At 71.8% G+C, this 24,936-nt stretch carries 19 protein-coding genes; 7 read left to right on the top strand and 12 right to left on the bottom strand.

Annotated features, from left to right (window positions below):
• Window positions 1-204 precede the first annotated feature (204 nt).
• The 3 genes from GA0070213_RS16600 to GA0070213_RS16590 all read right to left on the bottom strand — a co-directional run bounded on the left by GA0070213_RS16600 (window position 205) and on the right by GA0070213_RS16590 (window position 11,128).
• Window positions 205-465, bottom strand: coding sequence for a DUF7660 family protein (locus GA0070213_RS16600; protein ID WP_091064484.1), 261 nt, complete (start codon window positions 463-465; stop codon window positions 205-207).
• Window positions 462-7,358: an RHS repeat-associated core domain-containing protein gene (locus tag GA0070213_RS16595; protein WP_139128685.1), complete on the bottom strand. Its 6,897-nt coding sequence runs from the start codon at window positions 7,356-7,358 to the stop codon at window positions 462-464. Before GA0070213_RS16595 ends, GA0070213_RS16600 begins: the two co-directional genes overlap by 4 nt.
• Before the next feature lie 239 nt (window positions 7,359-7,597).
• On the bottom strand, window positions 7,598-11,128 hold the full coding sequence (locus GA0070213_RS16590; protein ID WP_139128684.1) for a LamG domain-containing protein: 3,531 nt from the start codon (window positions 11,126-11,128) through the stop codon (window positions 7,598-7,600).
• 513 nt (window positions 11,129-11,641) lie between these two features.
• On the opposite strand from GA0070213_RS16590, the gene GA0070213_RS16585 reads away from it, so the two are divergent.
• The 3 genes from GA0070213_RS16585 to GA0070213_RS16575 are packed head-to-tail and all read left to right on the top strand — an operon-like array spanning window position 11,642 to window position 14,701.
• Complete coding sequence (locus tag GA0070213_RS16585; RefSeq protein WP_091064480.1) at window positions 11,642-12,001, top strand: YraN family protein; 360 nt, start codon at window positions 11,642-11,644, stop codon at window positions 11,999-12,001.
• Window position 12,002: 1 nt separating this feature from the next.
• The gene (locus tag GA0070213_RS16580) at window positions 12,003-13,523 is read left to right on the top strand and encodes a YifB family Mg chelatase-like AAA ATPase (protein WP_091064247.1); all 1,521 of its coding nucleotides are present in this window, start codon (window positions 12,003-12,005) and stop codon (window positions 13,521-13,523) included.
• Window positions 13,520-14,701 carry a DNA-processing protein DprA gene (locus tag GA0070213_RS16575; protein ID WP_091064242.1) on the top strand — a complete coding sequence of 394 codons (1,182 nt, stop codon included), beginning with the start codon at window positions 13,520-13,522 and terminating at the stop codon, window positions 14,699-14,701. Before GA0070213_RS16580 ends, GA0070213_RS16575 begins: the two co-directional genes overlap by 4 nt.
• Window positions 14,702-14,739: 38 nt before the next feature.
• Here GA0070213_RS16575 and GA0070213_RS16570 read toward each other — a convergent pair whose 3' ends face one another.
• Entirely contained in the window at window positions 14,740-15,081 is a 342-nt protein-coding gene (locus GA0070213_RS16570; RefSeq protein ID WP_091064238.1) for a hypothetical protein, read from the bottom strand.
• Between the two features lie 481 nt (window positions 15,082-15,562).
• On the opposite strand from GA0070213_RS16570, the gene GA0070213_RS16565 reads away from it, so the two are divergent.
• Window positions 15,563-16,513 (top strand): tyrosine recombinase XerC, encoded by a 951-nt coding sequence (locus GA0070213_RS16565; RefSeq protein ID WP_175441369.1) that lies wholly within the window; start codon window positions 15,563-15,565, stop codon window positions 16,511-16,513.
• A 44-nt stretch (window positions 16,514-16,557) separates the two neighbouring features.
• A complete protein-coding gene (locus GA0070213_RS16560) occupies window positions 16,558-17,739 on the top strand; it encodes an aminotransferase class V-fold PLP-dependent enzyme (protein ID WP_091064232.1) in 1,182 nt (393 codons plus the stop codon).
• A 17-nt stretch (window positions 17,740-17,756) separates the two neighbouring features.
• On the opposite strand, the gene GA0070213_RS16555 is transcribed toward GA0070213_RS16560, so the two are convergent.
• On the bottom strand, window positions 17,757-18,362 hold the full coding sequence (locus tag GA0070213_RS16555; protein ID WP_091064223.1) for a M23 family metallopeptidase: 606 nt from the start codon (window positions 18,360-18,362) through the stop codon (window positions 17,757-17,759).
• 131 nt (window positions 18,363-18,493) lie between these two features.
• Between GA0070213_RS16555 and GA0070213_RS16550 the strand changes: the two genes are divergently transcribed.
• Both GA0070213_RS16550 and GA0070213_RS16545 read left to right on the top strand, forming a co-directional pair.
• A complete protein-coding gene (locus tag GA0070213_RS16550) occupies window positions 18,494-19,144 on the top strand; it encodes a class I SAM-dependent methyltransferase (RefSeq protein WP_091064219.1) in 651 nt (216 codons plus the stop codon).
• Entirely contained in the window at window positions 19,141-20,247 is a 1,107-nt protein-coding gene (locus tag GA0070213_RS16545) for a sulfite oxidase (RefSeq protein ID WP_091064216.1), read from the top strand. The genes GA0070213_RS16550 and GA0070213_RS16545 overlap by 4 nt, the downstream gene beginning before the upstream one ends.
• 37 nt (window positions 20,248-20,284) lie before the next feature.
• Here the strand turns inward: GA0070213_RS16545 and GA0070213_RS16540 are convergent, their stop codons facing one another.
• The 7 genes from GA0070213_RS16540 to trmD form a co-directional block, all read right to left on the bottom strand.
• Complete coding sequence (locus tag GA0070213_RS16540; RefSeq protein ID WP_007075222.1) at window positions 20,285-20,608, bottom strand: DUF2469 domain-containing protein; 324 nt, start codon at window positions 20,606-20,608, stop codon at window positions 20,285-20,287.
• Window positions 20,605-21,438 (bottom strand): ribonuclease HII, encoded by an 834-nt coding sequence (locus GA0070213_RS16535; RefSeq protein WP_091064213.1) that lies wholly within the window; start codon window positions 21,436-21,438, stop codon window positions 20,605-20,607. Before GA0070213_RS16535 ends, GA0070213_RS16540 begins: the two co-directional genes overlap by 4 nt.
• Window positions 21,432-21,899, bottom strand: coding sequence for an NUDIX hydrolase (locus GA0070213_RS16530; RefSeq protein ID WP_091064211.1), 468 nt, complete (start codon window positions 21,897-21,899; stop codon window positions 21,432-21,434). Before GA0070213_RS16530 ends, GA0070213_RS16535 begins: the two co-directional genes overlap by 7 nt.
• A 51-nt stretch (window positions 21,900-21,950) precedes the next feature.
• Entirely contained in the window at window positions 21,951-22,583 is a 633-nt protein-coding gene (lepB, locus tag GA0070213_RS16525; protein WP_091064206.1) for a signal peptidase I, read from the bottom strand.
• Window positions 22,580-23,461 carry a signal peptidase I gene (lepB, locus tag GA0070213_RS16520; protein ID WP_091064201.1) on the bottom strand — a complete coding sequence of 294 codons (882 nt, stop codon included), beginning with the start codon at window positions 23,459-23,461 and terminating at the stop codon, window positions 22,580-22,582. The genes lepB (GA0070213_RS16525) and lepB (GA0070213_RS16520) overlap by 4 nt, the downstream gene beginning before the upstream one ends.
• A gap of 171 nt (window positions 23,462-23,632) precedes the next feature.
• Window positions 23,633-23,992 carry a 50S ribosomal protein L19 gene (gene rplS, locus GA0070213_RS16515; protein ID WP_091064199.1) on the bottom strand — a complete coding sequence of 120 codons (360 nt, stop codon included), beginning with the start codon at window positions 23,990-23,992 and terminating at the stop codon, window positions 23,633-23,635.
• Between the two features lie 144 nt (window positions 23,993-24,136).
• Window positions 24,137-24,925: a tRNA (guanosine(37)-N1)-methyltransferase TrmD gene (gene trmD, locus GA0070213_RS16510; RefSeq protein ID WP_091064196.1), complete on the bottom strand. Its 789-nt coding sequence runs from the start codon at window positions 24,923-24,925 to the stop codon at window positions 24,137-24,139.
• Window positions 24,926-24,936: the final 11 nt, after the last annotated feature.

Genomic DNA, 24,936 nt, shown 5'->3' with positions numbered 1-24,936 from the left:
GCGGTCAGCCGTCGAAGCAGATCGGCGATCACATAGAGGCACACGGTCAGAACCTCGGGCGGCCCACCCATCTACCACCGACACAGGCTTGTCGCTTCGCCGAATGCACGATGGAGCGGTGCCAGCACACTCGGCGATGGCACCGCTCCGCACTACACCAACCACGAGAATTCCACGCGCTCCCGTGAGTTAATTCTTCATGGCCTATTCGTATACCAGCGCCGCGCGGAAGATCGCAGCAATCATGGCCCAATCAGGGAGATCGGGCACCGGCTCTTTCATGACGTTATCGAAGAACCCATCCATCGAATTCGTCCAGCGCCCGGCAGAGTCCAAGAATGCGCTGGTCGTTGAGTTTTCGACAGAGATCCGCCCGTCGTCGATCTTCGCCGCGAGTTGCACCAGGTAATGAGCGAGATCCTCACGGGTCACAATGGAGTTCAATTCCTCATCAGGCCAGTTCATGGAGCCCACTCCACCGGATCGAAATAGTTGATCACGATCGACCGTCCTTCATTTTTGGTGGTGAATTTCCATGCTTCACTCGCCGCCTCTTCTGGTGTAGCCATGCGGAAGGGCATTTGAATGCCTGCCTTCTGGAAGGCCACCAGCCTCCGGTTGTCGAGTGAATAGACCTGGCCGTCTCTTACGGTCAGACGCACGGGCGGGAGATCGGTCGGCTTAGTGTAACCAGAGCGCAGGGCAGCCGCCGTTTGCTCAATAGTCTCTCCAGTGCTGAAGCGCGGGCTGACCGTGTCCTGCGAGAATCGCACCAGACCCGGATTGATCGATCCACCACAGTTGTGCACCAGCACCGGCGTGCCACCGGCCATCACATAGTACGTGTGGACGCCGCGGACGGTGAGGTCGCGCATCGTGCGCTGCCCGCTGAAGTTGTCGACCTTCGCCACCGTGACGGCGACCCCGTCCGGCGACAGCAACTCCTCCGTCGGCTGGAGCTCCACTGCTTCGACCCACCGGTCGCGGCTCTCGCTCCAGAAGGGGTGGTGCTGCGTCGTGTGCAGGGTGACGAACTCGCCGTCACCGTCGCGGACCGAGAGATTGGTCAGCGCCTCGTCCTCGTTGACGTGGACGGCGTCGACGGGCTCCGCGCTGGTGGCACCTGTCTCGGGATCGTGGGCGATGACCTCCTCACCTTCGGCGACCTCCGCTATCGGCTTGCTCTCCCCGTCCGCCATCAGGACGGGGGTGTCGGCGGCGAAGCTGTGCTTGCACGACTTCTCCGGCGGCGCGTCGGTGTTCTTGGTTGCGGGCTTGCCCTTCGTGCCCGGGTCCGGCTTCTTCGCGGGAGCGGGCGGAGCCTTCGGCTTGACCTTCGCGAGGTCCTTGGCCCGTGCCTCGGCCTTGAGCATGGCCATCTCGGCCAACTCCTGGCGCGGGTTGATCTTGGGCGTGAGGCGTTCCAACGCCTCCTTGCTCAAGGTCTGGGCGGCCTTCTTCTCCGCCTTTCTGCCGAGCTGCTCACTGACCCACTTGCAAGCCCGCTTCGCGAACTTGCAGACCGGCGGGCCCGGGGCCATCGTGATGATGGCCGACTTCGTGTCGCCTTCGTGGAGATAGAGAGCGGCATCGGCCGCGTCGGCTCCCGTGCCGAGGACCGGCACCCAGGACACCACCCCCGCCGCGTCGTGAAGCACCTTGTTGTTGACCAGGCCCTTGTCACGACGGGTCGACTGTGGCTTGTACTTTTCGACAACGTCCTGGCAGGCGTATCCGTCGATGGTGCGCGGGCAGAGGCCCTTGGGGGTGTCGATCCCTGCGTACTCGGGGATGATCTCGCCGCTGGGGTCGGCGTAGGTGGTGGGGTTGTTGGAGGCGTAGGCGTACGCCTGCATCTGCTGTGGGTTGCCGGGGTCGTTGATCGGGTCGGCGGAAACGAACCGGCCGATGGACGGGTCGTACTCCCGGGCGCCCAGGTGCGTCAGACCGGTGGGGTCCTGGTAGCCGCCGAGGAACCCCTGTTGGTTCGGCCAGGTGACCGCGGCGCCGCGCGGAGCGCCGTAGGGCGTCTGGCGGCGTTGGGTGATGGTCTGGTTGGTGTCGTTGGTGATGCTGACCTGGGAGGTCCCCTGGTGGTCGCTGGCCAACCAGGTGATGCCGGTGACGGTGCGTTGGGCGATGACCTCGCCGTTGAACCCGTAGTAGCGGATGGCGCTCACCTGGCCGTTGGTGCCGTTCTTGCGCACCTCCTGGTCGCCGAGGAACAGCGTGCTGCCGGTGGGGTCGGTGGCGATGAGCCGGTTGCCGCTGGCGTCGTAGATGTAGGAGTTGCTCCCGGCGCTGTCCGTCACCGAGGTCAGGTGTCCCTCGACGTCCCAGCTCATGGTCTGCTGCCCCGACTTTCCGGGGCGGGTCTTCATGTTGCCGGCTTCGTCATAGGTGTACGAACCGGTGGTCGTGCCGGTGTTGTCGGTCCTGCTCCAACCGTCGAGCCGGTGCGGCTGCGCCGCCTTGGCCGCCGGGTAGGAGTAGGAGGTGGTGACCGTGCCGGTCGGCGTGCCGCGCTCGACCTGGGTCAGGCGGTTACCGACGCGCCCCTGCGGGTGGTCCGCAGCGCCGAACGACCACTGCTGCCAGTACGGTGCCGGCCCGCCCAGTTCCGACTCCGCCTGCGGCTTCGCGCCGCAGTCGTAGGAGGCCGGCGTCCAGGCCTCGGTCAGGCGGCGTTGGTGGTCGTAGGCGAAGCACTGGGTGTCACGCGGTCTTGCGACCGAATTGTCATCGATCTTGAGAAGGTTGCCGCTCGCGTCGTACTCGTAGGAGGTGTTCGCGACCGGAACGGGCCCGGTCGAGCGCTGGAGCGAACTGTTCGTGACCCGGCCGGTGGCCGGATCGAACGTGTCCTGCGTCTTGACGGACTTCGTGCCGGTCAGCTGGGTGGAGCGGGTGATGATGCTCAGTTCGTGCAGGCTCGTGTACTTGGACTCGATCGCGTAGTAGCTGGCATCGCCGTAGTTGGTCGCGAGCTTGTCCAGCAGGGCGTAGGTGCTGTCGTACTGGTAATTGAGGACCTCTTCGCTGAGTCCGCCGGCCGCAGGGAGGGTGCGGGTGTTGGGCGATCCGTCGGCAAGGAAGCTGGCTTTGGAAGTGAAGGTGCAGGTGACCGCGCCGATGCCACAGAAGCCTGCCTGCGAGGAGGGCAGCGTCAGCTTGGTCTGGGTGGGCCGGTCCATCTTGTCGACCGAGACCAGTTCGTTGCGATACTCCTCCGCGCCGATCCAGCGTGAGGACGACTTCATCGCGCCCTTGATCGGCGAGTCGTAGGTGAACTCGGTCCGCTTCGGGCCGGTGAGGCTGCCCTCCCGGGTGGTCAGTGGCCGCCCCATCCTGTCGTAGGTGTACCAGATGTCCGGGGTGTCGGGGCGGGCGTCGGTGGTCCGCTCCAGCTCGCCCAGGTCGTTGTACTTGCTGGTCGAGATGCCGGTGTCCGGGTCGGTGGTGGAGGTGGGCCGGCCCTGGATGTCGTAGGAGTAGGACCAGGTGTTGCCGGACGGGTCCTTGACGGTCGCCAACTGCCCCACCGGGTGGTAGGTGTAGCTGGTTTCGTCGTAGGTCCCGGTCGCGGTGGGACCGTGGTACTGCCAGAGCTTCTCGGTCCGGCCGTACAGGTCCGTCCACACCGTGGTGGCCGCGTCACCCGTCGGCGGCGTCACGGTGGTGTGATCGCCGTGGTAGGTCGTGGAGGTCCGGGCCTTCTCCACCTGCACGCCGGCGTTGGTGCCGAGGAGGAGCGAGTGGATCGGGCGGCCGGCCGTGTCGTACAGGGTCTTGGTCTGGCTGGGCACGTCCTTGTCGTCGCGGAACTTGATGATGGTGGTGTCGATGGCGCCGGCGTCGAAGTAGGCGGCGTTCTCCTTGTAGATGCGGCCGGCGGCGTCGTAGAAGGTGTCGGCCAGGATCCGGCCACTGCCGTACGCCGGCTCCTGTGCCTGCCGGGGGCGGCCCAGACCGTCGAGAAGAAGGTAGGAGGTGTCGGTGCCGCCGCCGGCGTTCAACGCCTTGGTGGTGATGAACGAGGGCTGCGACCTGGACAGGGTGTAGCTGTAGCTGTTCGAGGGCGCCGACCCGTAGATGGCGCGGTCACGGTTGGGCAGCCAGACCGCGGTGGTGCGCCCCGCGGCGTCGTAGGTGACCTCGGTCACCCGATTGTTGGGATCGGTGATCTTCACCGGCACACCGAAGGCGGGGTCGAGATCGACGGTGCTCTTCCACAAGAGCGGGTTCGTGGTGATCACCTGCGTGACCGGCCCGCCGGACGCCGGCACGTAGTCCGTGTCGGTCTTCTCCCCGGCGATGTCGAAGCTCGCGTCGACCCGCCCGTAGGCGTCGTAGGTGGCCGAAGACACCTTCTTGTACGTCCGGGTTCCGCCGCTGAAGCCCGTGATCGTTTCCACCGCGGTCGCCAGACCGCTGGTCGGCGCCGCACCGTACGCCTGCGAGTCGAAGCTGAAGCGGGTGTCCGCGGTGATCTGGTTCTCCGCGGTGGGAGTGGTGCCGCACCCGCCGACCCAGCCGTGCGTCCGCCGCACCGGGTCGAGCAACCACTTCGTGGTGTTACGGCTGTACTCGGTCTTCACGCATGCTTCGTCGCCGGTCTTGCTGTCGTCCCCGCCGTCCTCGACGTCGGTCGGCATGCCGTATTCGTCATAGCTGGTGGTGGTCGTGGTCCGCTGGATACCGCCGTCGGTTGTCCCGCGGGCGTGCGTCGCGCCGATCCGGGCGTACCGGGCCTCCGCGACGGGTGTGCCGGAACGCGTGGCGGTGGGCGGGTCGGAGCGCCACATGTCGGTGACGGTGGCGGCGAGGACGGTGGCGCCGAGCCAGGTGATGGTCTCCCGAGGGCTGCCCGCGAAGTGCTCGTAGTCGTTGGCCGGACCACCCTCCCTGCCCTGCACCTTTGTGGTGCGGGTCCCGCCCGCGGCGAGCTTGTCGCCGTACATGCCGCGGAAGTACAGGGTCTCGGTCTTGGTGCGGTCGACGCCCTCACCGAGGTAGGTGACGACCGTCGGGTATCCCCGCCACTGCGACCAGGTACGGGTGTCGTCCGGAGCGATACCGGTGTCGTCCTCGTAGTGCCACAGCGGTTCGTCGTTGTCGTTGAGATAGTCGTAGGCGGTGCGCACCGGCCGCGCGCCGCCGACCTCGTCGATCTGCTGCACCTCCTTCACCACGTACTTGTGGAAGAAGTCGGTGACCTTGTCGGTGTAACCCGGCGGCGTCCACCTGACCGGGTAGCAGAGCAGCGTATTGCTGTCCAACGCGCTCTTCGACGGCATCTTGCTGCCCTTGACGCACTCCGGGTCGCTGTAGGTGACGAAGATCTTGCCGCCGGTCTCCAGGCTGATCTGCTTGACCCGGTGCCAGTTCATGGCGAGGGCCCAGTCGCTGCCCGCCGCGTCGACCCGGTTCTGCATCTGGACTCGTTCGAAGGTCACCTCCGGCGCGGTGACCGTGCCGCCGTTGAGGCCCTTGTGGGTGATGCCCTCGAGCCACAGGCCGGCGCGGGTGCCGTCACCCGGGTCCGGGAAGGACTGCCGGAACGTCCAGGAATCCACCTTCTGGTATGCGCTCCCCTTCCACACCTTGGTCAGGACCTCGGTGGTCCGCTTGGCCGACCAGAACGTGGGCGACCCGTTCAGGCAGGGCTTGGTGGAGGCCAGGCATTCCTGGTCCCACGGTGTGTCCGGCCAGGTGGTCTCGTTCTTGGTCGTGCAATTGGACAGGCAGCGGTCGATGTTCGTCAGGTCGATGCGAACGGGGACGTTCTCGACGTAGGGCGAGGAGGCGGCGTACTCGTTGTTGTCCCGGTTGTCACTGCCGTAGTCGATGCGGGTCAGGTAGCCGGCCCGGTCGTAGACGACCGGAGTCGAGGTGACCTTGTTCTTGGCGTAGTAGTTGGTCTCCTTGGCCCACCAGTAGGACATGGTGTTGCCGTGGATGTCCTGGACATAGTCCAGGTTCCAGCGCCAGGCCTGCCGTTTGTCGTTGCAGTCAGAGGCGGCGAATGTGGCGGCGTAGCAGGGCTCACCCGGGTTGTTGCCGTAGACCGGGACGGTGAGCACCGAGTTCGTCGTGGGCTTCCCTGTCGTCCATCCGGGCAGTTGGTGGCGGCCGAACCAGTACTGGGTGCCGTCGGTGGTCGTGACCTTCCAGTACTCGTTGTTGTCGTCGCCGTTGCTGTAGGCGGGCGTGGTGGCCAGCTCGATCTTCGAACCGTCCTCGTTGCGCGGGTGCCACTTGCCGTCACTGCCCTTGAGCAGTTCCACGGAGCTGCCGTTGAGCGACATCACGGCGTTGTCCGGCCCCCAACACAGGTCACCGGTCTTGACCGTGTTGTTGGCGTTGCCGCCCATGTCGTCGGAGCAGGCCTTGTAACGGCGTTCGATGAAGCCCGGAGAGTAGTCGAAGCCCTCACCGAAGGCGCCCGGCTGGTTGTTGGACGCGGCGTGCCGGCCATCCACGGACTGGGACGAGTAACCGACGGTGAGCGAGGGCGAAGGCCCACCCGGCCCCGGCGGCGTGCGCATCGGGTAGGACCACTGGAAGCTGCCCGTGGCACCGCTCTGGCTCCACGACGAGGACGGGCTGAGGCTGGACGCGGTGAAGTTACCCGCACCGCCGGAGGGACCGCTGGTCAGCGCGACGAGGGTCCCCGCACTGGCGGCCGCCGGAGCGACACCGAGCCGCTTGGCCTCCGCGGATGACACCGCCCCGCTCACCGGGGCCGCCGAAACGGTCGCCGACACCGTCCGGGTGCGGACGTTGTTGCGCGAGCCCAACGCGACCGGACCGCAGTCCCTGGTAGAGGGCGCGGTCAGCGCGCACTCGGGCAGCCGCTCAAGCCGCAGCCGCGTCGACCAGTCCGCACCGTACGCGGAGGCGAAGGCGGCGTAGTCGACGCCGATCTCGACCTGCCCGGCCGATCGTGTCCCGTCGGAGCGGCCCACCCGCAGGAGCAAACCGTTCACTCCGGCGGCGGCGGTCTCGGTGCGCGACAACACCTCCACCCGCACCTTGCCGGGGACGGATGCGGCCGAGCGGGCCGTCGGCGAGCCGGCGACGGGCCGAACCGTCACCGGAAGGGTGCCGGCGCGTACGGCGGTTGTGGCCGATCGGTCGCCGGCGGCGGTCGCCGGCAGCGCCACCTCGGCGGCGGACGTGCTCGGCCACACCGGGGCGGGTCGCTTCACGTCCGCGGAGCCGGTGTCCTTGCTCGGCTTGGCCCGCTTGACCTCGTGCAGCGGGGCGGACGGATACCGCTGCGGCTCGAGGTGGGGAGCCCCGGCCGGGCGCTGCGCCCGGGCGGGAATCTGCCCGCCGACCGCAGCGGCGAGCAACGCGACCAGGCCGATGGTGACGGCCCGTCGGGTTCCGCTCCTCATGGCGTTGACGGCCGGCATTCGCCCGCGATTGCGGTGCGACCGACCAGCTCTGGCAGTTCTCATCAGGTCCCTTCGAAGGGTCACGGGTGTCCGCCCCCGCACCGGCTCGCGCGGGAGGTTGCTGGGAGGTCCGGGCGCCACGCTCTCCGCGTGGCACCCGAACCGTTCGAGAGATCGACGTATGCGGTGCGGTGTCAGAATCCGGCGGCCACGGCTTGGACCTCGGCGGCGCTGAGCGCCCCCTGCCACACCTGGACGCGGTCGATGTCGCCGTTGAAGTAGTCGGTCGGCGCACCCCACTTGCCCCGACCGACCGACAGGCCGCCCGCGCCGTGCCACGGCGCGAAGGTGGGCGTGCTCTGACTGACCAGCAAGCCGTTGACGTAGAGGCTGATGGTCTTGGTGGTCACGTCCTGCACAGCGGAGAGGTGCGCCCACTGGTTGACCACGCAGTTGCTGCCGTAGACGTAGAACCCGGAGGCGGCCGTCGAGTCACCCGATCGGACCATCACCGACCACCGGGAACCGTTGGCGTCGGTACGACAGCTCAGGAACGAACTGGAGATGTTCGTACCGTCCTGCGCGATCACGGTCCGCGCGCCGGTACCGCCGGTGAAACGTACCCACGCCGAGACCGTGTAGGACTGATCGGTGCGCAACACCGGACCGTCCGACACAGCGCCACCGGACCCATTGAAGGTCAGACCCATGGAGTCGAAGCCGTCCGACGTCCACTGGGCGGAGGGCGAAGCGGTGAGGCTCAGCGGGTGTTGGTAGCCGGACGAGTCACCAGCCTGTCGAGGTTCCTCCTGGTCGTCGTCCTCCATCTCCCACTGGCCCACGCGAACGGGACGCACGAGGCCGACCAGGTCGATGTCCGGATCGATCGCCCGGTTCCAGACGCGCACCTCACTGATCGCCCCCTTGACCCATCCGGTCGGTGCGCCGTTGCGCCCGGCGCCGATCAGCAGCGGACCGGTCGCGGACCACGGAGCGGCACTGGTCGCACCGGTGCCCTTGCGCACGCCGTTGACGTAGAGGGCGAGTTGGCTGCTGGCGCCGGCGTCGTAGACGCCCGTCAGATGCACCCACACTCCCGGCTGCACCGGGTCGGTGGCGCAGGCGGGCGAAGGCGTGGAAGCCGCATAGGCGGTGTCCGAGGCGTAGCTGACGAAACACCAGCGTTGCTTCGTCGGGTAGTACTGCAGCTCGAACGGGCTCTTGTTGGCGCCCACCTGCGCCACGACCACTCCGCCGACGGCGTCGGCCCGCACCCACGCCGCGAAGGAGAAGCTGCGCGTCGTGTCGATCACCGCTCCCGCGGTGGCGGCCTGGTCGTCGACGCCGTCGAGTTCGACCGCCCAGTCCTTGCCGGACTGCTTGTGCGTGCCCAGCACTCGGGAGTCCGCCCACTTCGGCGTGGGGGTCAGCGTCGCCGCGGCCCCACCGTCGATCTTGTTGGCGAGGGTGGTGCCGGTTCCCTCGTCCATCGCCCAGTGGGCGACCGGGGCCGAGGGGTCACCGGCGTAGAAGACGTAGTCGTACGTGGCGGAGGGGTTGCCGGCCTGGTCGCGGCTGCGCACGGTCACCACGTTCTCCAGCCGCACGGTCGGCGTGATCCAGACCGTCGCCGGGCCGCCCAGCTGGCTTGCCCGCACCGTCATCTCCGGGCCTCCGTTGACCTGGTAGACGTAGTCGTAGACGTCCGCCGCGCCGTTGGCCGAGAACGTGAACCGTCCCGAGTAGCCTGGCGATCCGTGCGAATCCAGATCGGTGCCACGCGGTGGCGCCTCCGGGTAGAGCCCGTCGGCGGCCGTGACGGTCGGGGTCGAGGCGGGCGCCGAGTAGTCGATGGAGAACTCGCACCACGGTGACGCGCTCGCCGACACCCCGCCCAGCGTGTCCCTGGTCTGCACCTGCCACCGGTAGAGCTCGCCGTTCACCGTCTTCGTGGTCAACTGCAGCTCCGCCTTGGCCCCGGGCGCGACCCCGGAGTCGGTCTTCGGCCAGCCGGACACGTTCGTCCAGGTGCTGCCCACCAGCTTCTGGAGCGTGAAGACGCCGGCGAGGCTGCCGCCGCCGCTGCCGTCCGGGTCGCTCACCGTCGCCTTCAGCCACGGGAAGTCCGAGCGCACCGCAGGCCGCGACGTGCCTGTCACGCAGGGCTGCGCCGGCGCGGTGTAGCCGGCGTGGGTCGTCAGCTGCGCCGCGGTCGGGGTGTTGGGGTTGGTGTTGTACTCGATCGTCAGCTTGGTCTGCACCGGGTCGAACTTCTTCCACCAGTTGCTCGTCGACTCCGACGTTCCGTCGGACTGCCGGATCGACAGCGCCAGCGTGTAGATGTCCTGGCCCCGGTTGGCGCTGATGTCGTCGATGACGTTCTGGCTCGCGAACTCCATCGGCTTGTCCGGCTGCGGATCGTCGCTGCAGCCGGCACCGCCCGACGGCTTGTGCGCGTGCGCCGAACGCTCCTCCAACCACTTGGAGAAGCTCGGCCCGGACCAGGCCTGCTTGCCGGTGGTCGCCATGTCGGCCGTACGCCACAGGTTCACCGGCGTGTTGCCGCAGTCCCACGAGTGCGTCATCTCGGTCAGGAACTTGGCGTCGCGGATCGTCTTGCCGGACAGCGAGGTGAGCTTGAACGAGAAGTAGGAGCGGTACGTGCCGGATCCCTCAGGGTCCTTGCCGACCCGGGCCACCCCGTCGTTGCGGGTCGCGTCGTTGGTGCTCGAGTAACCCCACCGGGTCTTCTCGATCGTGCTCCACGGGTCGATGACGACCGGGTACACGGTGCTCTTGCCGCGCAGCAGCGACCGGTCCGGCCGGATCACCAGATCCTCGCCCTGGACCCCGGTCGGGATCTCCGCCTTGCGCGCCCGGTCCGGCACCACCCGCAGCGCGTCACGCCGGTCCTGCGCCGCGAACGCAGCCGCCGCCCGGCCCGTGGCGCCCGTCGCCACACCGGCCGAGTCCCACATCAGGGCTCCGCCAGCGGACAGCACGGAACGACCGTTGCCGTCGGCGACCTCGAACCCACCGCCGGACCGGGACCGCTTGGTGAGCGATCCCGTGGTACGCAGCGCGAAGCGCAGCTCGTCCAGCGCCGGGTTCGCCGCCGCCTGCGCGGACCTGACCACCAGAGCCCAGGTGAACCCGTCACGAAGCGCCCGCAGCCGCAGGTCCACGTCCGGCAGCACCGAGGCGTAGACGGCGGTGTCACCGTCGAGCGTCGGTGCCGGCAGGTCAGCGGGCCAGGACAGGGAAACCTGCCCCTCGGCCAGGGGCAGCCGGATCGTCGGGCCGCTGCCGCCGGCGGTGAACGACACGTCCGTCAGCGTCGCCACCGGCGCCACCGATCCGTCGGCCCGCCGTTCGAGCCGCGTGTCGATCTTCCGCCACGGACCACCGTCGCGGCCCTTCGTCCACTGCGGCTCCGCGTAGGTCTCCAGCACGAGGGTGCCCCGCGGGGTCGCCAGCACACGCGAGTGCTCGTTCCTGAGGCTCGTCACCTCCACCGGCGCCTTGAGCTTCCCGGCCTGCGCCAGGGCGTCGACCTCGCTCAGCGCGGGCGCCTCGGGGGCGGCCGCCGGCTCGGGGGCCGCCGGTTCCGCCCCGGCCGGCGACGGCATCGCGGTCGGACCGGCGACGGCCACCAGGGCCAGTGCGACGACCGACGCGGCGAGGCCGCGACGGCGCCGCTCGGGGGCGATTCCACGTCTTGTCACCAAAGCACTCCTCATTGCGCAGGTGTGTGAGCACACCGAAGGACCCGCGCGGTACGCGGGGAAAAGTGAGTGAGGGTCAATCAGGTACGGCAGGGGCGACGACGCCCGACACCGCGCCGACGGTCAGGCCATGTCGACGTGCGTGGATCACCACGGAGGGGCGGTGATCAGTGGCCGCACCGTGGGTTCGTCGAAGGGAGTGCGGCCGTCGTCGTGCCGGCACCGCATCGATATGTCGCTAACGCCTTGCGCAGGTCCACCCGAGCCCCCGTTCAGTACCTGTCGGCGACGTGACAGTAAGGAACGTCAACTTCCGCTGTAAAGAGGCGTCACAACTGGTAGCCACAAACCGCCCATGTGGTCCCGAGAGCGGCGGCGCGATCACCGTCCGCCATCGCACCCGACCTAGCACACCGGCGGCAAGATCGTGGGTCCGTCCACAAGCGGCCGTCGTCCACAAGCCGCCCCCACCAGACACCCACGATCATGCCGGCCGCCGACATCCTCACCGGCATGACGAACCGGAACCAGGCCGTCGGCGCCTACGGCGAACGGTGCGCGCTGCGGCACCTGATCGAGAGCGGGCTGCGCCCGATCGCGCGCAACTGGCGCTGCCCCGACGGGGAGATCGACATCATCGCCTGGGAGGGCCCGGTCCTCGCCTTCTGCGAGGTGAAGACGCGGCGCACCGAGCGGTACGGCTCGCCCGCCGAGGCCGTGGTCCGGTCGAAGGCGCGCCGGCTGCGCGTCCTGGCCGCCCGGTGGCTCGCCGAGACCGGCACCACCGCCGACGAGGTCCGCTTCGACGTGCTCTCGGTGCGGCTGCCGGTCACCGGCCAGGCCCGCGTCGAGCACCTCCGGGGCGCGTTCTGAGATGGGCTACGCCAAGATCCTCAGCGTCGGCCTGGCCGGGGTGGCCGGGCACGTGGTCGAGGTCGAGGCCGACCTCGCACCCGGCCTGCCCGCCGTGGTCATCTCCGGCCTGCCCGACACCGCGCTGCACGAGGCCCGTGACCGGGTCCGCGCCGCCATCGTCAACTCCGGGCAGAAGTGGCCCAACCGGCGGATCACCCTCAACCTGCTCCCGGCCACCCTGCCCAAGTACGGCTCCGCGTTCGACCTCGCCATCGCCGCGGCCGTGCTCGCCGGCTCCGGCGAACTGCCGCCGGTCGCCCTCGACGCCACCGTCATCCTCGGCGAACTCGGCCTCGACGGCACGGTCCGGCCGGTCCGCGGCACCCTGCCCATGGTCGCCGCCGCCGCCCGGGCCGGATACCCGCGCGTGGTGGTGCCCGCCGGCAACGCCGCCGAGGCCGCCGTCATCCCCGGCGTACGGGTGCGCGCCGTCGACACCCTGCACCGGCTCGTCGCCCACGTCCGCGACGGCGTACCCCTGCTCGTCCCGCCCGGGCAGTCCCCGGCCGGCGATCCCGGCGGTCCCGACCTCAGCGACGTCGCCGGGCAGCCCCTGGGCCGCCGAGCCCTCGAGATCGCCGCCGCCGGCGGTCACCACCTCGCGTTGCTCGGCCCGCCCGGCGCCGGCAAGACGATGCTCGCCGAGCGCCTGCCGTCGATCCTGCCGGAGCTGGACGACGGGGCCGCCCTCGAGGTGACCGCGTTGCACTCGATCGCCGGCCTGCTCCCACCCGGCGGCGGCCTGCTGCGCCGTCCCCCGTTCCAGGCACCTCACCACACCGCCACGGTGCCGGCGCTGGTCGGCGGCGGTTCCGGGCTGGCCCGCCCCGGCGCGGTGTCGCTGGCCCACCGGGGCGTGCTCTTCCTCGACGAGGCGCCCGAGTTCGGCAAGGGCGCGCTGGAGGCGCTGCGCCAGCCGCTGGAGAGCGGCCGGGTCCGGGTCGCCCGGACCCGGGGCGCCACCGAATACCCGGCTCGCAGCCAGCTGGTGCTGGCCGCGAACCCGTGCCCCTGCGCCAAGCCGTCCGGCGATGTCGACTGCGAGTGCACCCCGCAGGCCCGGCGGCGCTACCTGGGCCGGCTGTCCGGGCCGCTGCTCGACCGGGTCGACGTGCAGGTGGGTCTGATGCCGGTGCGCGCCGCCGAACTGTTGCAGACGGGCACGCCGCACGAGTCCTCGGCCGCGGTGGCCGCCCGGGTCGTCGAGGCGCGCCGCGCCGCGGCCGACCGCTGGGCCGCCACCGGGCACCGGGTGAACGCGGAGGTCCCCGGCCCGCACCTGCGCCGGCCACCGTGGCACCTGCCGGCGCGGGTCACCCAGGAGCTGCGCCGCCGTCTGGACACCGGATCGCTGTCGGCGCGGGGATACGACCGGGTCCTCCGGCTCTCCTGGACCATCGCCGACCTGGACGGGCGGGACCGGCCCGACCAGCACGACATCGGAGAAGCCATCCAACTCAGGACGGGAGAGGGCACGTGACCGGCGTCGACGACCGCAGACAGGCCCGGGTCGCGCTGACCTGGCTCGCCGAGCCGGGCACCCGGTCGGTTCACCGGCTGGTCCACCAGCTCGGCCCGGTGGCCGCGCTCGACCTGCTCCTGGCCGGGGGCGCACCGGAGCGGGCGCTCCGGGCGGCGGTGGCGGCCCGGACGGCGACCGGCGACGCCCGCGCGGTGGCGGCGGAGGCGCTCGCGCGCGGCGACCGGCTCGGCGCGCGGCTGGTCACCCCGGAGGACGACGAGTGGCCGCCGCAGGTCGCCGCACTCCGCAACCTGGTGCTGCCCGACGCCACCCGCCGGGTCGACGTGGAGACCGACCCGCCGCTCTGCTTCTGGGTACGCGGCGCCTGGCCGCTCGACGACGCGCTGACCCGCTCGGTGGCCGTGGTCGGCGCCCGGGCGGCCACCCCCTACGGCTCGCACGTCGCCACCGAGCTGGGCTACGGCCTGGCCGACCGGGAGTGGACGGTGGTGTCCGGCGGGGCGTTCGGCATCGACTCGGCGGCGCACCGCGGGGCGTTGACCGCGGGCGGGCGCACCGTCGCGGTGCTGGCCTGTGGCCTGGACCGCCCCTACCCGATGGGCAACGCCGCGCTGTTCGACCGGATCGCGGAGACCGGGCTGCTGGTGAGCGAGTGGATGCCGGGCGCCGAGCCGCTGCGGCCACGGTTCCTCATCCGCAACCGGGTCATCGCCGCGGCGACCGGGGGCACGGTGCTGGTCGAGGCCGCCGCGCGCAGCGGCGCCACCCAGACCCTCAACCGGGCGCTCGGCCTCGGGCGGCCGGCGATGGTGGTGCCCGGGCCGGTCACCTCGGCGATGTCCGTGGGCGGGCACGAGGTGCTCCGCGAGAAGCCCCGGTCCCGGCTGGTCGCCGGCGTCGCGCACGTGCTGGAGGAGGTGGGCCGGATCGGGGACGACCTGGCGCCGCTCGCGCGGGCCCCGGAGCGCCCGCGGGACCGGCTCGACGACGACGCCACCCAGGTGCTGGAGGCGCTGCCCCGGCGGCGACCGATCGACCTGGAGAGCGTGGCGGCGCGAGCCGGGGTGGACCTGCGGACCGCGATGCGGAAGCTGTCCATGCTGGAGGAGTTGGCCCTGGTCGTACGCCGCGACGGCGGCTACGCGCTCGCGCCGCCTCCCGGTGACGGCGGATGAGTGCCGCCGGCGTCGGGGGCCGGACCGACCGGGTCGCGTCAGTCGCCTTCGAAGCGCAGCTCGACGTCGCGCCCCTCCCGGCAGCGGTGCGCGAGGCGGGCCAGCCGGCGGATCTGGTCGACCTCCTGCGGCGCCCGGGCCGCCTCCAGCAGGCAACGCAGCTCGGTGAGCAGGTGCGGCACCTGCTCGGCGTCCACGGTCAGCTCGCCGAGGGGTTCGACGCGGTCCAGCATCGGCGTGCGCCCGCCGCCCCGGACCCGGGTGAGCAGGTCGAGCAGCACGTCCTGCCGGTCCGCCACGACCTCGATCGACACGTACGACGATCGGCGGCGGTCGGCGCCGGCGCGCACCCGCCGGTAGAGGACGGCATCGACTCCCACGCCCGGTCCCTCCTCGCATCGGCGCCACCGCCCTGGCGACGCCTCGTCCGAGCGAGGCCGGCGGGGCCGGCCGACGCCGACGCCCGCCTCCTCGCGACACGAGTTTCCCCTGTCCAGCGCTGCTCGGGCCACCCCCGTCCGGCGTGGGCGGGCACCGGCGCGCGTGGCCGTCGGGTTTGGGTGCGTTTCTCGTCGCCCCGGCAGCGACGAACGCACCCGGTCGCCGGGGCTCCAGGACGGCGGCGGGCGCGGCGGGCGGACGACGCCACCGGACGGCCGAACCTCGCGGACCTCACCGGGCCGTCGGCGATCGCGGGCTGGCTGTCCCCCGGCGACCGGCTCCGCCCGTAGTCTGGACCGGTGTCCGACGACAGCGCCCGCCTCCGTCGGCACCCCCGCACGCGTCGGGCTCGGGCGGAGGCGTCCGGTGGCTGAGCGACGGCGCGGCACCCGGGCCGCGCACGAGGAGCTGCCGGCGCCGATGCGTGACGCGGTGGACGACTTCGCCGACCACCTGGTCCGGGTGCGCAGCCGCTCCGCGCACACCGTCCGGGCGTACGTCACCGACCTCGTCTCCCTGCTCGACCACGCGGTGCGGATGGGCTGCGCCGACCTGGCCGGGCTGGATCTCGCGGTCTTGCGCAGCTGGCTGGCGAAGCAGCGGACGATGGGGACCGCCCGGACGACCATGGCCCGGCGGGCCGCCGCCGCGCGCACGTTCAGCGCCTGGGCGCACCGGGCCGGCCTGCTCCCCGCCGACGTGGCCGCGCCGCTGGCCAGCCCGCGGGCCGGGCGGGAGCTGCCCACCGTCCTTCGCGCCGACCAGGCAGCCGCGCTGATGGACGCCCCGGCCGGCCGCGCGACGGGCGCGAGCGCGACGGCAGGCGCGACCGCCACCACCACGCCGGTCGACCACGGGCCGCCGGACGCGGTCCTGCTGCGGGACCGGCTGCTGCTCGAACTGCTCTACGGCACCGGGGTACGGATCAGCGAGGCCTGCGGGCTGGACGTCGGGGACGTCGACCAGGCCCGTCGGGTGGTGCGCGTGCTGGGCAAGGGTGGGCGGGAACGGGCGGTGCCCTTCGGGGTCCCGGCGCAGCGGGCGCTCGACGCGTGGCTCCACACCGGCCGGCCGGCCCTGGTGGCGCCGGGTGCGGGCCGCGCGCTGCTGCTCGGCGCCCGGGGCGGGCGGCTCAACCCGACCACCGCACGACGGATCGTGGCCGGGTGGGCCGGTGCCGCCGGGGTACCGCGGGTGACGCCGCACGGGCTGCGGCACTCCGCCGCCACCCACCTGCTCGAAGGCGGGGCGGACCTACGCGCCGTCCAGGAGCTGCTGGGGCACTCGTCGCTCGCCAGCACCCAGATCTACACGCACGTCTCGGTCGAGCGGCTACGGGCGGCCTACCGGCAGGCGCATCCGCGGGCCTGACCGAAGCGGCCAGGCGATGATCCACGGCGGGCTAGGATCGACGGATGCCGGTGCCGCCGCCGCCCGAGCCGATCCCCGGGGCTCGGCTGCTCTTCTCCCTCGACCCGTCCGTCAGCCATCTCAACCACGGCTCGTTCGGCGCCGTACCCGTCGCCGTGCAGCGCGCCCAGCAGCGCCTGCGCGACGAGATGGAGTCGAACCCGCTGCGGTTCTTCACCCAGGGCCTGGTCGACCGGATCACCCACGCCCGGCGGCACCTGGCCGCCTTCCTCGGCGCCGATCCCGACGGCACCGCCCTCGTCGGCAACGTCACCGCCGGTGCCGCCGTGGTGTTGCAGTCGCTCGCGCTGCGCCCCGGCGACGAGGTGCTCACCACCGACCACGGCTACGGCGCGGTCGCCCTGTCGGTGGCCCGGGAGTGCGAGCGGACCGGGGCGGTGTCCCGCACCGTGACCGTGCCGTTGACGGCCACCGACGAGGAGGTGGTCGAGATCGTCCGGGCCGGGCTGCGCCCGGGGCGGACCCGGCTGCTGATCGTCGACCAGCTCACCTCGCCGACCGCCCGGCTGTTCCCGGCGGCGGCGCTCGTGGCGGTGGCGCGGGAACGGGGCGTGCCGGTGCTGGTGGACGCGGCGCACGCGCCGGGCATGCTGCCGGCCTCGGTGGCCTCGGTGGGCGCCGACTTCTGGGTCGGCAACCTGCACAAGTGGGCGTACGCGCCACGGGGTACCGCCGCGCTTGTGGTGGCGGAGCCGTGGCGGGAGCGGATCCAGCCGCTCGTCGTCTCGTGGGAGCAGGGCAGCGGGTTTCCCACCCGGGTCGAGTGGCAGGCCACCCTCGACTACACCGGCTGGCTGGCCGCCCCGGTCGGCCTGTTCGTCCTGCGCAGCCTCGGCGTGGACCGGGTCCGCGCGCACAACGCGGCGCTGGCCGCGTACGGGCAACGGGTCGTCGGGGACGCGTTGGGGGTGGCGCCGGAGCGGTTGCCGGCGCCCGGCGGACCGGCGGTCGCCATGCGGCTCGTGCCGCTGCCGCCGGGTGTCGCGACGACGTTGGACGCCGCCCGGGCGTTGCGGGCCGAGATCGCCGACCGGCTCGCCGCGGAGGTGTCGGTCGCCGGTTGGAACGGGCGCGGCTACCTGCGGCTGTGCGGCCAGGTCTACAACACCCCGGAAGAGTACGACCGGCTGGCCGTGCGGCTGCCCACGTTGCTCGCCCGACGCTGAGCGACGCGGGTGCCGGTTCAGGAACCGGCCGGGTCGAGCGGGAGCAGACGGATCCGGCCCAGCCCGAGCAGGGCGAGGGGGTCCAGGTAGGCGTCGCCGCGCCGCAGCCCCCAGTGCAGGCACGCCGCGGCGGCGCAGCCGGGATGCCCGGGGAGCAGGTCGCCGATCGGGGTGCCGGCGTCGACCCGGTCGCCGGCCGCCAGCCCGGGCCGGACCGGTTCGTAGGTGGTGCGCAGCCCGTCGCCGTGCCCGACGGTGACCACCGGCCGTCCGGCCACCACGCCGGCGAAGAGGACCGTTCCGGCGCCCGCGGCCCGGACCTCGGCACCCGGCTCGGCCACCAGGTCCACGCCCCGGTGCCCGGGTAGCCAGGGCGCCGCTGGCGGGTCGAACCGCCGCGCCGGCCGGGGCGGGCCGAGCAGCGGCCACCGGAAGCGTGCCGCCGTCCCGGCGGCGGGCGGCAGCGCCCCGTCCGGCGCCGGACCCGCGGACGACGCCGGACCCGCGGACGACGACGGACCCGCGGACGACGAGGAGCCGGCCGGCGGCGCGCCCGGTTCGGCGGACAGGGTCGGCACGACGAGCAGGATCGGGAGCAGAACCGGGCGGGTCGGAAACCTCATGCCGCGCACTCTGCCGGGCACGCCCGAGCCGGGATACCCGCCGGGGAGCGACACTGTGGACAACGGCCGGTTGTGGACCGCCCTCGAAATCGGGACGGATCTGCTAGGGCCGGGCCGCCTATGCTGACCGCGTGGCGAAGGACTGGCTGGACTGGCACCGTGACTACGACCAACCCGACTCCGCGCTGTCCCGGCGGCTCGTCGAGGTGCGGCGGCAGATCGCCGAGGCGTTGGACGCGGCGCCGCCCGGCCCGCTGCGCGCGATCAGCCTCTGCGCGGGTCAGGGCCGCGACCTGATCCCCGTGCTCGCCGCCCATCCGCGCGGTGGCGAGGTGACCGCCCGCCTGGTCGAGCTGGATCCGCGCAACACCGAGCTGGCCCGCCGCGCCGTCGCGGAGGCGGGGCTGACCGGCGTGGAGGTGGTGACCGGCGACGCGGCGGTGACCGATCGGTACGCCGACCTGGCGCCGGCGGACCTGGTGCTCGTGTGCGGCATCTTCGGCAACATCACCGACGACGACATCCGGTCGACGGTGCGGCACTGCGCGTCGCTCTGCGCCACCGGCGGCACCGTGCTGTGGACCCGGCACCGTCGCGAGCCGGACCTGGTGCCCACCATCTGCGACTGGTTCGCCGAGGAGGGCTTCGTGCCGGTCGCGGTGAACAGCCCCGCCGACGGGGTGGGCGTCGGCGCGCACCGGTTCACCGGCCCGCCCCGACCGCTGGCGCCGGGCGCGCGAATGTTCGCGTTCGTCGGTTACGACGTGTTGGAGCAGCGATGACCACGGTGGACGACGTCAGCCGGCCCTCCCGGGTGGCCGGGCCGGACGAGGCGATCAGCGTCGAGGAGCTTCAGCTCGCCGCGCGCAACCACGGCATCCCGCTGGAGGCGTTGCGCTACGACGTGACCCCGGCGGGCCTGCACTACCTGCTCATCCACTACGACATCCCGGACGTCGACCCGGACGCGCACACGCTGACCGTGTCCGGGGCCGTGGCGCGTCCGCTCCGGCTGGACCTGGCGGCGCTGCGGGCGCGGCCCCGGGTCACCCGTCAGGTCACGTTGGAATGTGCCGGCAACGGCCGGGCGTTGCTGCACCCGCGCCCGGTGAGCCAGCCCTGGCTGGTGGAGGCGGTGGGGAACGCCGAGTGGACGGGCACCCCGCTGGCCCCGCTGCTGCGCGAGGCCGGCCTGTCCGACGACGCGGTGGACGTGGTCTTCACCGGCGCGGACCACGGGGTGGAGCGCGGTGTCGAGCAGGACTACCAGCGGGCGCTGCCGGTGGCCGACGCGCTGCGCGAGGAGGTGCTGCTGGCGTACGAGATGAACGGCGCTCCGCTGCTGCCGCAGCACGGCGCCCCGCTGCGGCTGATCGTGCCGGGCTGGTACGGCATGGCGCACGTCAAGTGGTTGCGGGACGTGCACGTGACGACCGAGCCGTTCGAGGGCTACCAGAACGCGGTCGCCTACCGGCTGCGGGCCGACGCCGACGACCCCGGTGTGCCGGTGACCCGGATCGAGCCGCGCGCCCTGGTGCGCCCGCCGGGTTTTCCGGACTTCATGTCCCGCACCCGGGTGCTGCGACCCGGCCCGTGCACGGTGGACGGTCGGGCCTGGTCCGGCTACGGGCCGGTGACGTCGGTCGAGGTGACCTTCGACGGCGGCGGTTCGTGGGTGCCGGCGAGCCTGGACGAGTCGACCGGGGACGGTTGGGGGTGGCGCCGATGGTCGGTGGCGTGGACGGCGAAGCCGGGGCGGTGGGTGCTGGGGGCCCGGGCGACGGACGCCTCGGGGCGAAGCCAGCCGGTCGAGCAGCCGTGGAACCGGGGCGGGTTCGCGAACAACCTGGTGCAGCGCGTCGCGGTGGTGGTGCCGGCGGAGTGATCCGCCGCCGGCGGCGAGCCGTGCGGGCCGGTCGCGCTCAGCCGCCGAAACCGGAATCTGCGGGAAGCGAGATGTCGGGCTTTTCGAGCTCTTCCACATTGACGTCCTTGAACGTCATTACCCGGACGTTCTTGACGAAACGGGCGGGGCGGTACATGTCCCACACCCAGGCATCATGCATCTCGACCTCGAAGTAGACCTCGCCGTCGGAGTTGCGGACGTGCAGGTCCACCTGATTGGCCAGGTAGAAGCGGCGCTCGGTCTCCACCACGTAGGAGAACTGGCGGACAATGTCGCGGTACTCCCGGTAGAGCTGCAGCTCCATCTCGGTCTCGTACTTCTCGAGATCTTCCGCGCTCATCGCACTCCGCCTTTCATGACCACATCTTCCCCCACCGACGCCGGAGGTCGCGGCTGCTCGCCCAACGCCACGCCGACGGTACCCCCTGGCGCGCCGGAGTGCTCCATCGGCTCGTCCGGCCGCCCGAAGAGCGCCGGCTCCGCCCGTCCCACCGGCCTCCGGGCGCGGGGCGGCCGTCCGTCGCGCCCGGAGGCGGCGGCCACGTTCACGTACGAGAAGCGGTGTTCCCGGCAGGGCCCCAGCTCGCGCAGCGCGGCGCTGTGCTCGGCGGTGATGTAGCCCTTGTGCTCGGCGAAGCCGTAGCCCGGGAACCGCCCGTCCAGGTCCACCATGATCCGGTCCCGGGTGACCTTGGCGAGCACGCTCGCGGCCGCGACGCAGGCGGCCACCCGGTCGCCCTTCCAGACCGCCAGCCCCGGCACGTCGAGCCCGTCCACGCCGAAGCCGTCGGTCAGCACGTAGTCGGGGCGGGTGGCGAGCGAGGCGAGCGCCCGGCGCATCGCGGCGAGGTTGCACACGTGCAACCCCCGCGCGTCGACCTCCTCGGCCGGGATGATCACCACGGCGTACGCCAGGGCCCGGGCCACCACCTCGTGGTAGACCCGCTCCCGGGCCGCCGGCGTGAGCAGCTTGGAGTCGGCCAGCTCGTCGATCTCGCCGCGCCGCCCCTCGGGCAGGATCGCGGCGGCGGCCACCAGCGGCCCCGCGCACGCCCCCCGGCCGGCCTCGTCGGCGCCCGCCACCTGGCGGAAGCCCCGGCGTTGCAGGGCCCGTTCCAGCGCGTAGAGGCCGCCGTCGCGGCGCACCACGGTGCGCGGCGGGGTCAGCACGGGCCGCTCCCGGCGAGCGCCCGGTCGAGACGGGCGGGCAGGTCCGGCGGGTAGTAGCGCTCGGCGGTGTCGGCCAACTCGGCCGCCGTCCACCAGCGGTGCCCGTGCACGGTGGCCCGCTCGACCGCGTTGAAGCCGGCGGTGTCGACCTCCCAGCCGGGCACCCGGGCCAGGAAGAACTCCTGCTCCTGGCGGTACCAGACACCGTCGAACGGAAACTCGATCGTCTCGGACCAGACCGGTGCGCCCAACTCGGCCGGAGTCAGCCGCAGGCCGGTCTCCTCGGCCAGCTCCCGCGCCGCGCACTCGGCCGGGCTCTCCCCCGGGTCGAGCCCGCCGCCCGGGGTGAACCAGTATCGGTGCCCCGGCCGGGCCGGATCACTGCCGCGGAACAGCAGCACCCGGCCGGACGCGTCGACCAGCAGCACCCGGGCCGCGCGTCGAGGGGTGTAGACGGTCACCGCACCAGCCTGCCAGACGCCACCGACGAACGACCACGCCGTCCCGACGACTCAGGGATTCGGGATGCCGTCGAACTGCTTGGGCACGGTGAGCCAGGTGGCCCGGTTGAACGGCCAGAAGATGGTGAAGGCCCGGCCGACGACCTCGCCCTCCGGAATGGTCGCCTCGTTGATGTCCTCGCCGGACTGCTGCCAGTGCTCCAGCGAGTCGCCGGAGGCCTCCCGGTGGTCACCCATCACCCACAGCCGGCCCGCCGGCACGGTGACGTCGAAATCCTGGTCGGCCGGCTTGTTGCCGGGGAAGATGAACGGCTCGTCGATCGGCTTGCCGTTGATGATCAGCCGTTCCTGGCCGCCGGCCCGGTCGCAGCAGACCACGTGGTCGCCGCCGACGCCGATCACCCGCTTGATGAAGTCCTCGCCGTTGGGGTTGCCGCTCCACTCGGTGGGCGCCTTGAAGACGATCACCTCGCCGCGGTGCGGCGAGCGGAAGTCGTAGACCAGCTTGTTGACCAGCACCCGATCGTCGATCTTGAGCGTGTTCTCCATGGACGGCGACGGGATGAAGAAGGTCTGCAGCACGAAGGCACGAACCAGCACTGCGACCAGGATCGCCACACCCAGGAGGATGGGCAGTTCCTTCCAGAAGGAGCTGCGCGGCTTTTCGGTCTGCTCGTCAATCACGGGAGGAGCCTACGTCCCCGGGTGCGGCGCGGTCGCCCCGAACCCGCGAGAACAGTCAGCGTAGCCGCGACCGGGAGAATCAGGACGACTCCGCCCACCGGGTCGGGGTCGACCGGGGCCGGTCGGGCCGGCGCGGCGTCCGGGCGGGGCAGGTCCGTGAAGGTCTTCGGTACGGGCAGACTGGTCCACCGCTGCGACGGCCAGACGATCATGAAGGCGCGGCCGATGACGTTGTCGATCGGCACCGGCCCCTGGCACCGGGCGTCCTGTGACACCAGCCGGTGGTCGCCCATCACGAAGATCTGCCCCGGCGGGACCACCACCTCGGTGAACTGCCGGGACCGGCACTCCTTCGGGTTGGGCGGCAACTCGACCGGGGAGTCCTCGGAGACGTACTCCTGCTCCTGCAGCGGCGTGCCGTTCACCACCACCCGGCCCTTGTCGCAGCACCAGACCTTGTCGCCGGGCACCCCGATGACCCGCTTGATGAAGTCCTTCTCGCCGGGGCGCCCGACCCCGACCAGGTCGCCGAGGGTACGGCCGACCTTGCCGGCCATGTTTGTCGGCGGGGCCGGCGCCTCCTGGGCCACCCAGCGGTCGGTGCCCCGGAACACCACGACCTCGCCACGGACCGGGTCGCGCATGTCGTAGACGACCTTGTTGACCAGCACCCGGTCGCCGATGAGCAGGGTGTTCTCCATCGACCCGGAGGGGATGAAGAAGGCCTGGAGCAGGAACGTGCGGATCAGCACCGCCAGGCAGAACGCCACCACGAGCAGCAGCGGCAACTCCTGCCAGAGCGGCATCTGCCGCCGGGAGCGCCGGGCTCGCCGGCGCCAGGGATCGGCGGTGCCGTCCTCGTCAAGCATCTGCACCATGCCACTCTCCGGTCCGCGGAAACGACACTACCGCCCGGGAGTCTCCTCGCGGAGGCCCCACGGGCGGCAGTGGACCGCTTCGTGCCGTCCGGCTGCGCCCGTACCGACCAGGGTAATGCGATCTGGTCGATACGACATCCGCGCAGCCCGGGCGGCGTGGCGAACGAAAGCTCAGTTCGCCGGCTGCTTCTCCCGCAGCTCCTTGATCTTGGCCTTCTTGCCGCGCAGCTCGCGCAGGTAGTAGAGCTTGGCGCGGCGCACGTCACCGCGGGTCACGATCTCGATCCGGTCGATGCCCGGGCTGTTCAGCGGGTAGGTCCGCTCCACGCCGACACCGAAGCTGATCTTGCGGACCGAGAAGGTCTCGCGCAGGCCGTCACCCTGGCGACGGATGACGACGCCCTGGAAGATCTGGACCCGGGACCGGCTGCCCTCGACGACTCGCGCGTGCACCTTGACGGTGTCACCGGCACGGAAGTCGGGCAGGTCGGCACGCTTCGACTGGGCGTCAAGGGCGTCCAGGATGTTCATCGCTGCGTCCTCGTGAGGCTCACGGCGCACCGTCAGTCGGTGCGCGAACGGGTGATTCTGACCCCCGGATGGTGGCCGGCGTCGCCGGCCCCGGGTCGGGAGTCCTCGCAGCCGCCCACGGCGTGGACGGAAGCGGCAACCCCTCTACTTTGCCACATGCTCCGGCGGCGAGGGAAATCCGCCCTGGTCCAGCGCCGCCCGGTCGCGGGAGTCCAGGCTCTCCGGGGACAGCGCGCCGACCATGTCGGGCCGGCGGTCCGCCGTCCGCCGCAGCGCCTCGTCGCGCCGCCAGCGGGCGATCCGGCCGTGGTCGCCCGAGCGGAGCACCTCGGGCACGTCGAGCCCGCGCCAGGTCGCCGGCTTGGTGTAGAGCGGCGCCTCCAGCAGCCCGTGCGCGTGCGACTCCTCGTCCAGCGAGCCGGCGTTGCCCAGCACCCCGGGCAGCAGCCGGGTGACCGCCTCCAGGACGACCAGCACGGCCACCTCGCCGCCGAAGAGCACGTAGTCGCCGAGGGAGACCTCGGTCACCGGCATCCGCGTCGCGGCGTGCTCGAGCACCCGCTGGTCGATGCCCTCGTACCGGCCGCAGGCGAAGAGCAGGTGCGACTCGGCGGCCAGCTCGTGCGCCATCGCCTGGGTGAACGGGACCCCGGCCGGCGACGGCACCAGCAGGCGGGGCAGCGTGTGCCCGTCCGGGCTCAGCTCGTCGGGGGCCAGCGCGTCGAGCGCCTCACCCCACGGCTCCGGCCGCATGACCATCCCCGGGCCGCCGCCGTAGGGCGTGTCGTCGACCGTGCGGTGCACGTCGTGGGTCCAGGTCCGCAGATCGTGTACGGCCAGCCGCAGCAGCCCGTTCGCGCGGGCCTTGCCGATCAGCGACAGGTCCAGCGGGGCGAAGTACTCCGGGAAGATCGACACGATGTCGACGCGCATGCGGGTGGCTC

The organism is Micromonospora humi, assembly GCF_900090105.1.
Taxonomy (GTDB): Bacteria; Actinomycetota; Actinomycetes; order Mycobacteriales; family Micromonosporaceae; genus Micromonospora; species Micromonospora humi.
Note: the sequence above shows the minus strand (reverse complement) of the source record. Positions and strands in the feature narration are given on the sequence as shown.

Coding starts and splice junctions, on each gene's coding strand:
- GA0070213_RS16600 (WP_091064484.1), bottom strand. CDS start 465: ATGAACTGGCCTGATGAGGAATTGAACTCCATTGTGACCCGTGAGGAT.
- GA0070213_RS16585 (WP_091064480.1), top strand. CDS start 11,642: ATGACGAACCGGAACCAGGCCGTCGGCGCCTACGGCGAACGGTGCGCG.
- GA0070213_RS16580 (WP_091064247.1), top strand. CDS start 12,003: ATGGGCTACGCCAAGATCCTCAGCGTCGGCCTGGCCGGGGTGGCCGGG.
- GA0070213_RS16565 (WP_175441369.1), top strand. CDS start 15,563: ATGCGTGACGCGGTGGACGACTTCGCCGACCACCTGGTCCGGGTGCGC.
- GA0070213_RS16560 (WP_091064232.1), top strand. CDS start 16,558: ATGCCGGTGCCGCCGCCGCCCGAGCCGATCCCCGGGGCTCGGCTGCTC.
- GA0070213_RS16555 (WP_091064223.1), bottom strand. CDS start 18,362: ATGAGGTTTCCGACCCGCCCGGTTCTGCTCCCGATCCTGCTCGTCGTG.
- GA0070213_RS16545 (WP_091064216.1), top strand. CDS start 19,141: ATGACCACGGTGGACGACGTCAGCCGGCCCTCCCGGGTGGCCGGGCCG.
- GA0070213_RS16540 (WP_007075222.1), bottom strand. CDS start 20,608: ATGAGCGCGGAAGATCTCGAGAAGTACGAGACCGAGATGGAGCTGCAG.
- lepB (WP_091064201.1), bottom strand. CDS start 23,461: ATGGTGCAGATGCTTGACGAGGACGGCACCGCCGATCCCTGGCGCCGG.
- rplS (WP_091064199.1), bottom strand. CDS start 23,992: ATGAACATCCTGGACGCCCTTGACGCCCAGTCGAAGCGTGCCGACCTG.
- trmD (WP_091064196.1), bottom strand. CDS start 24,925: ATGCGCGTCGACATCGTGTCGATCTTCCCGGAGTACTTCGCCCCGCTG.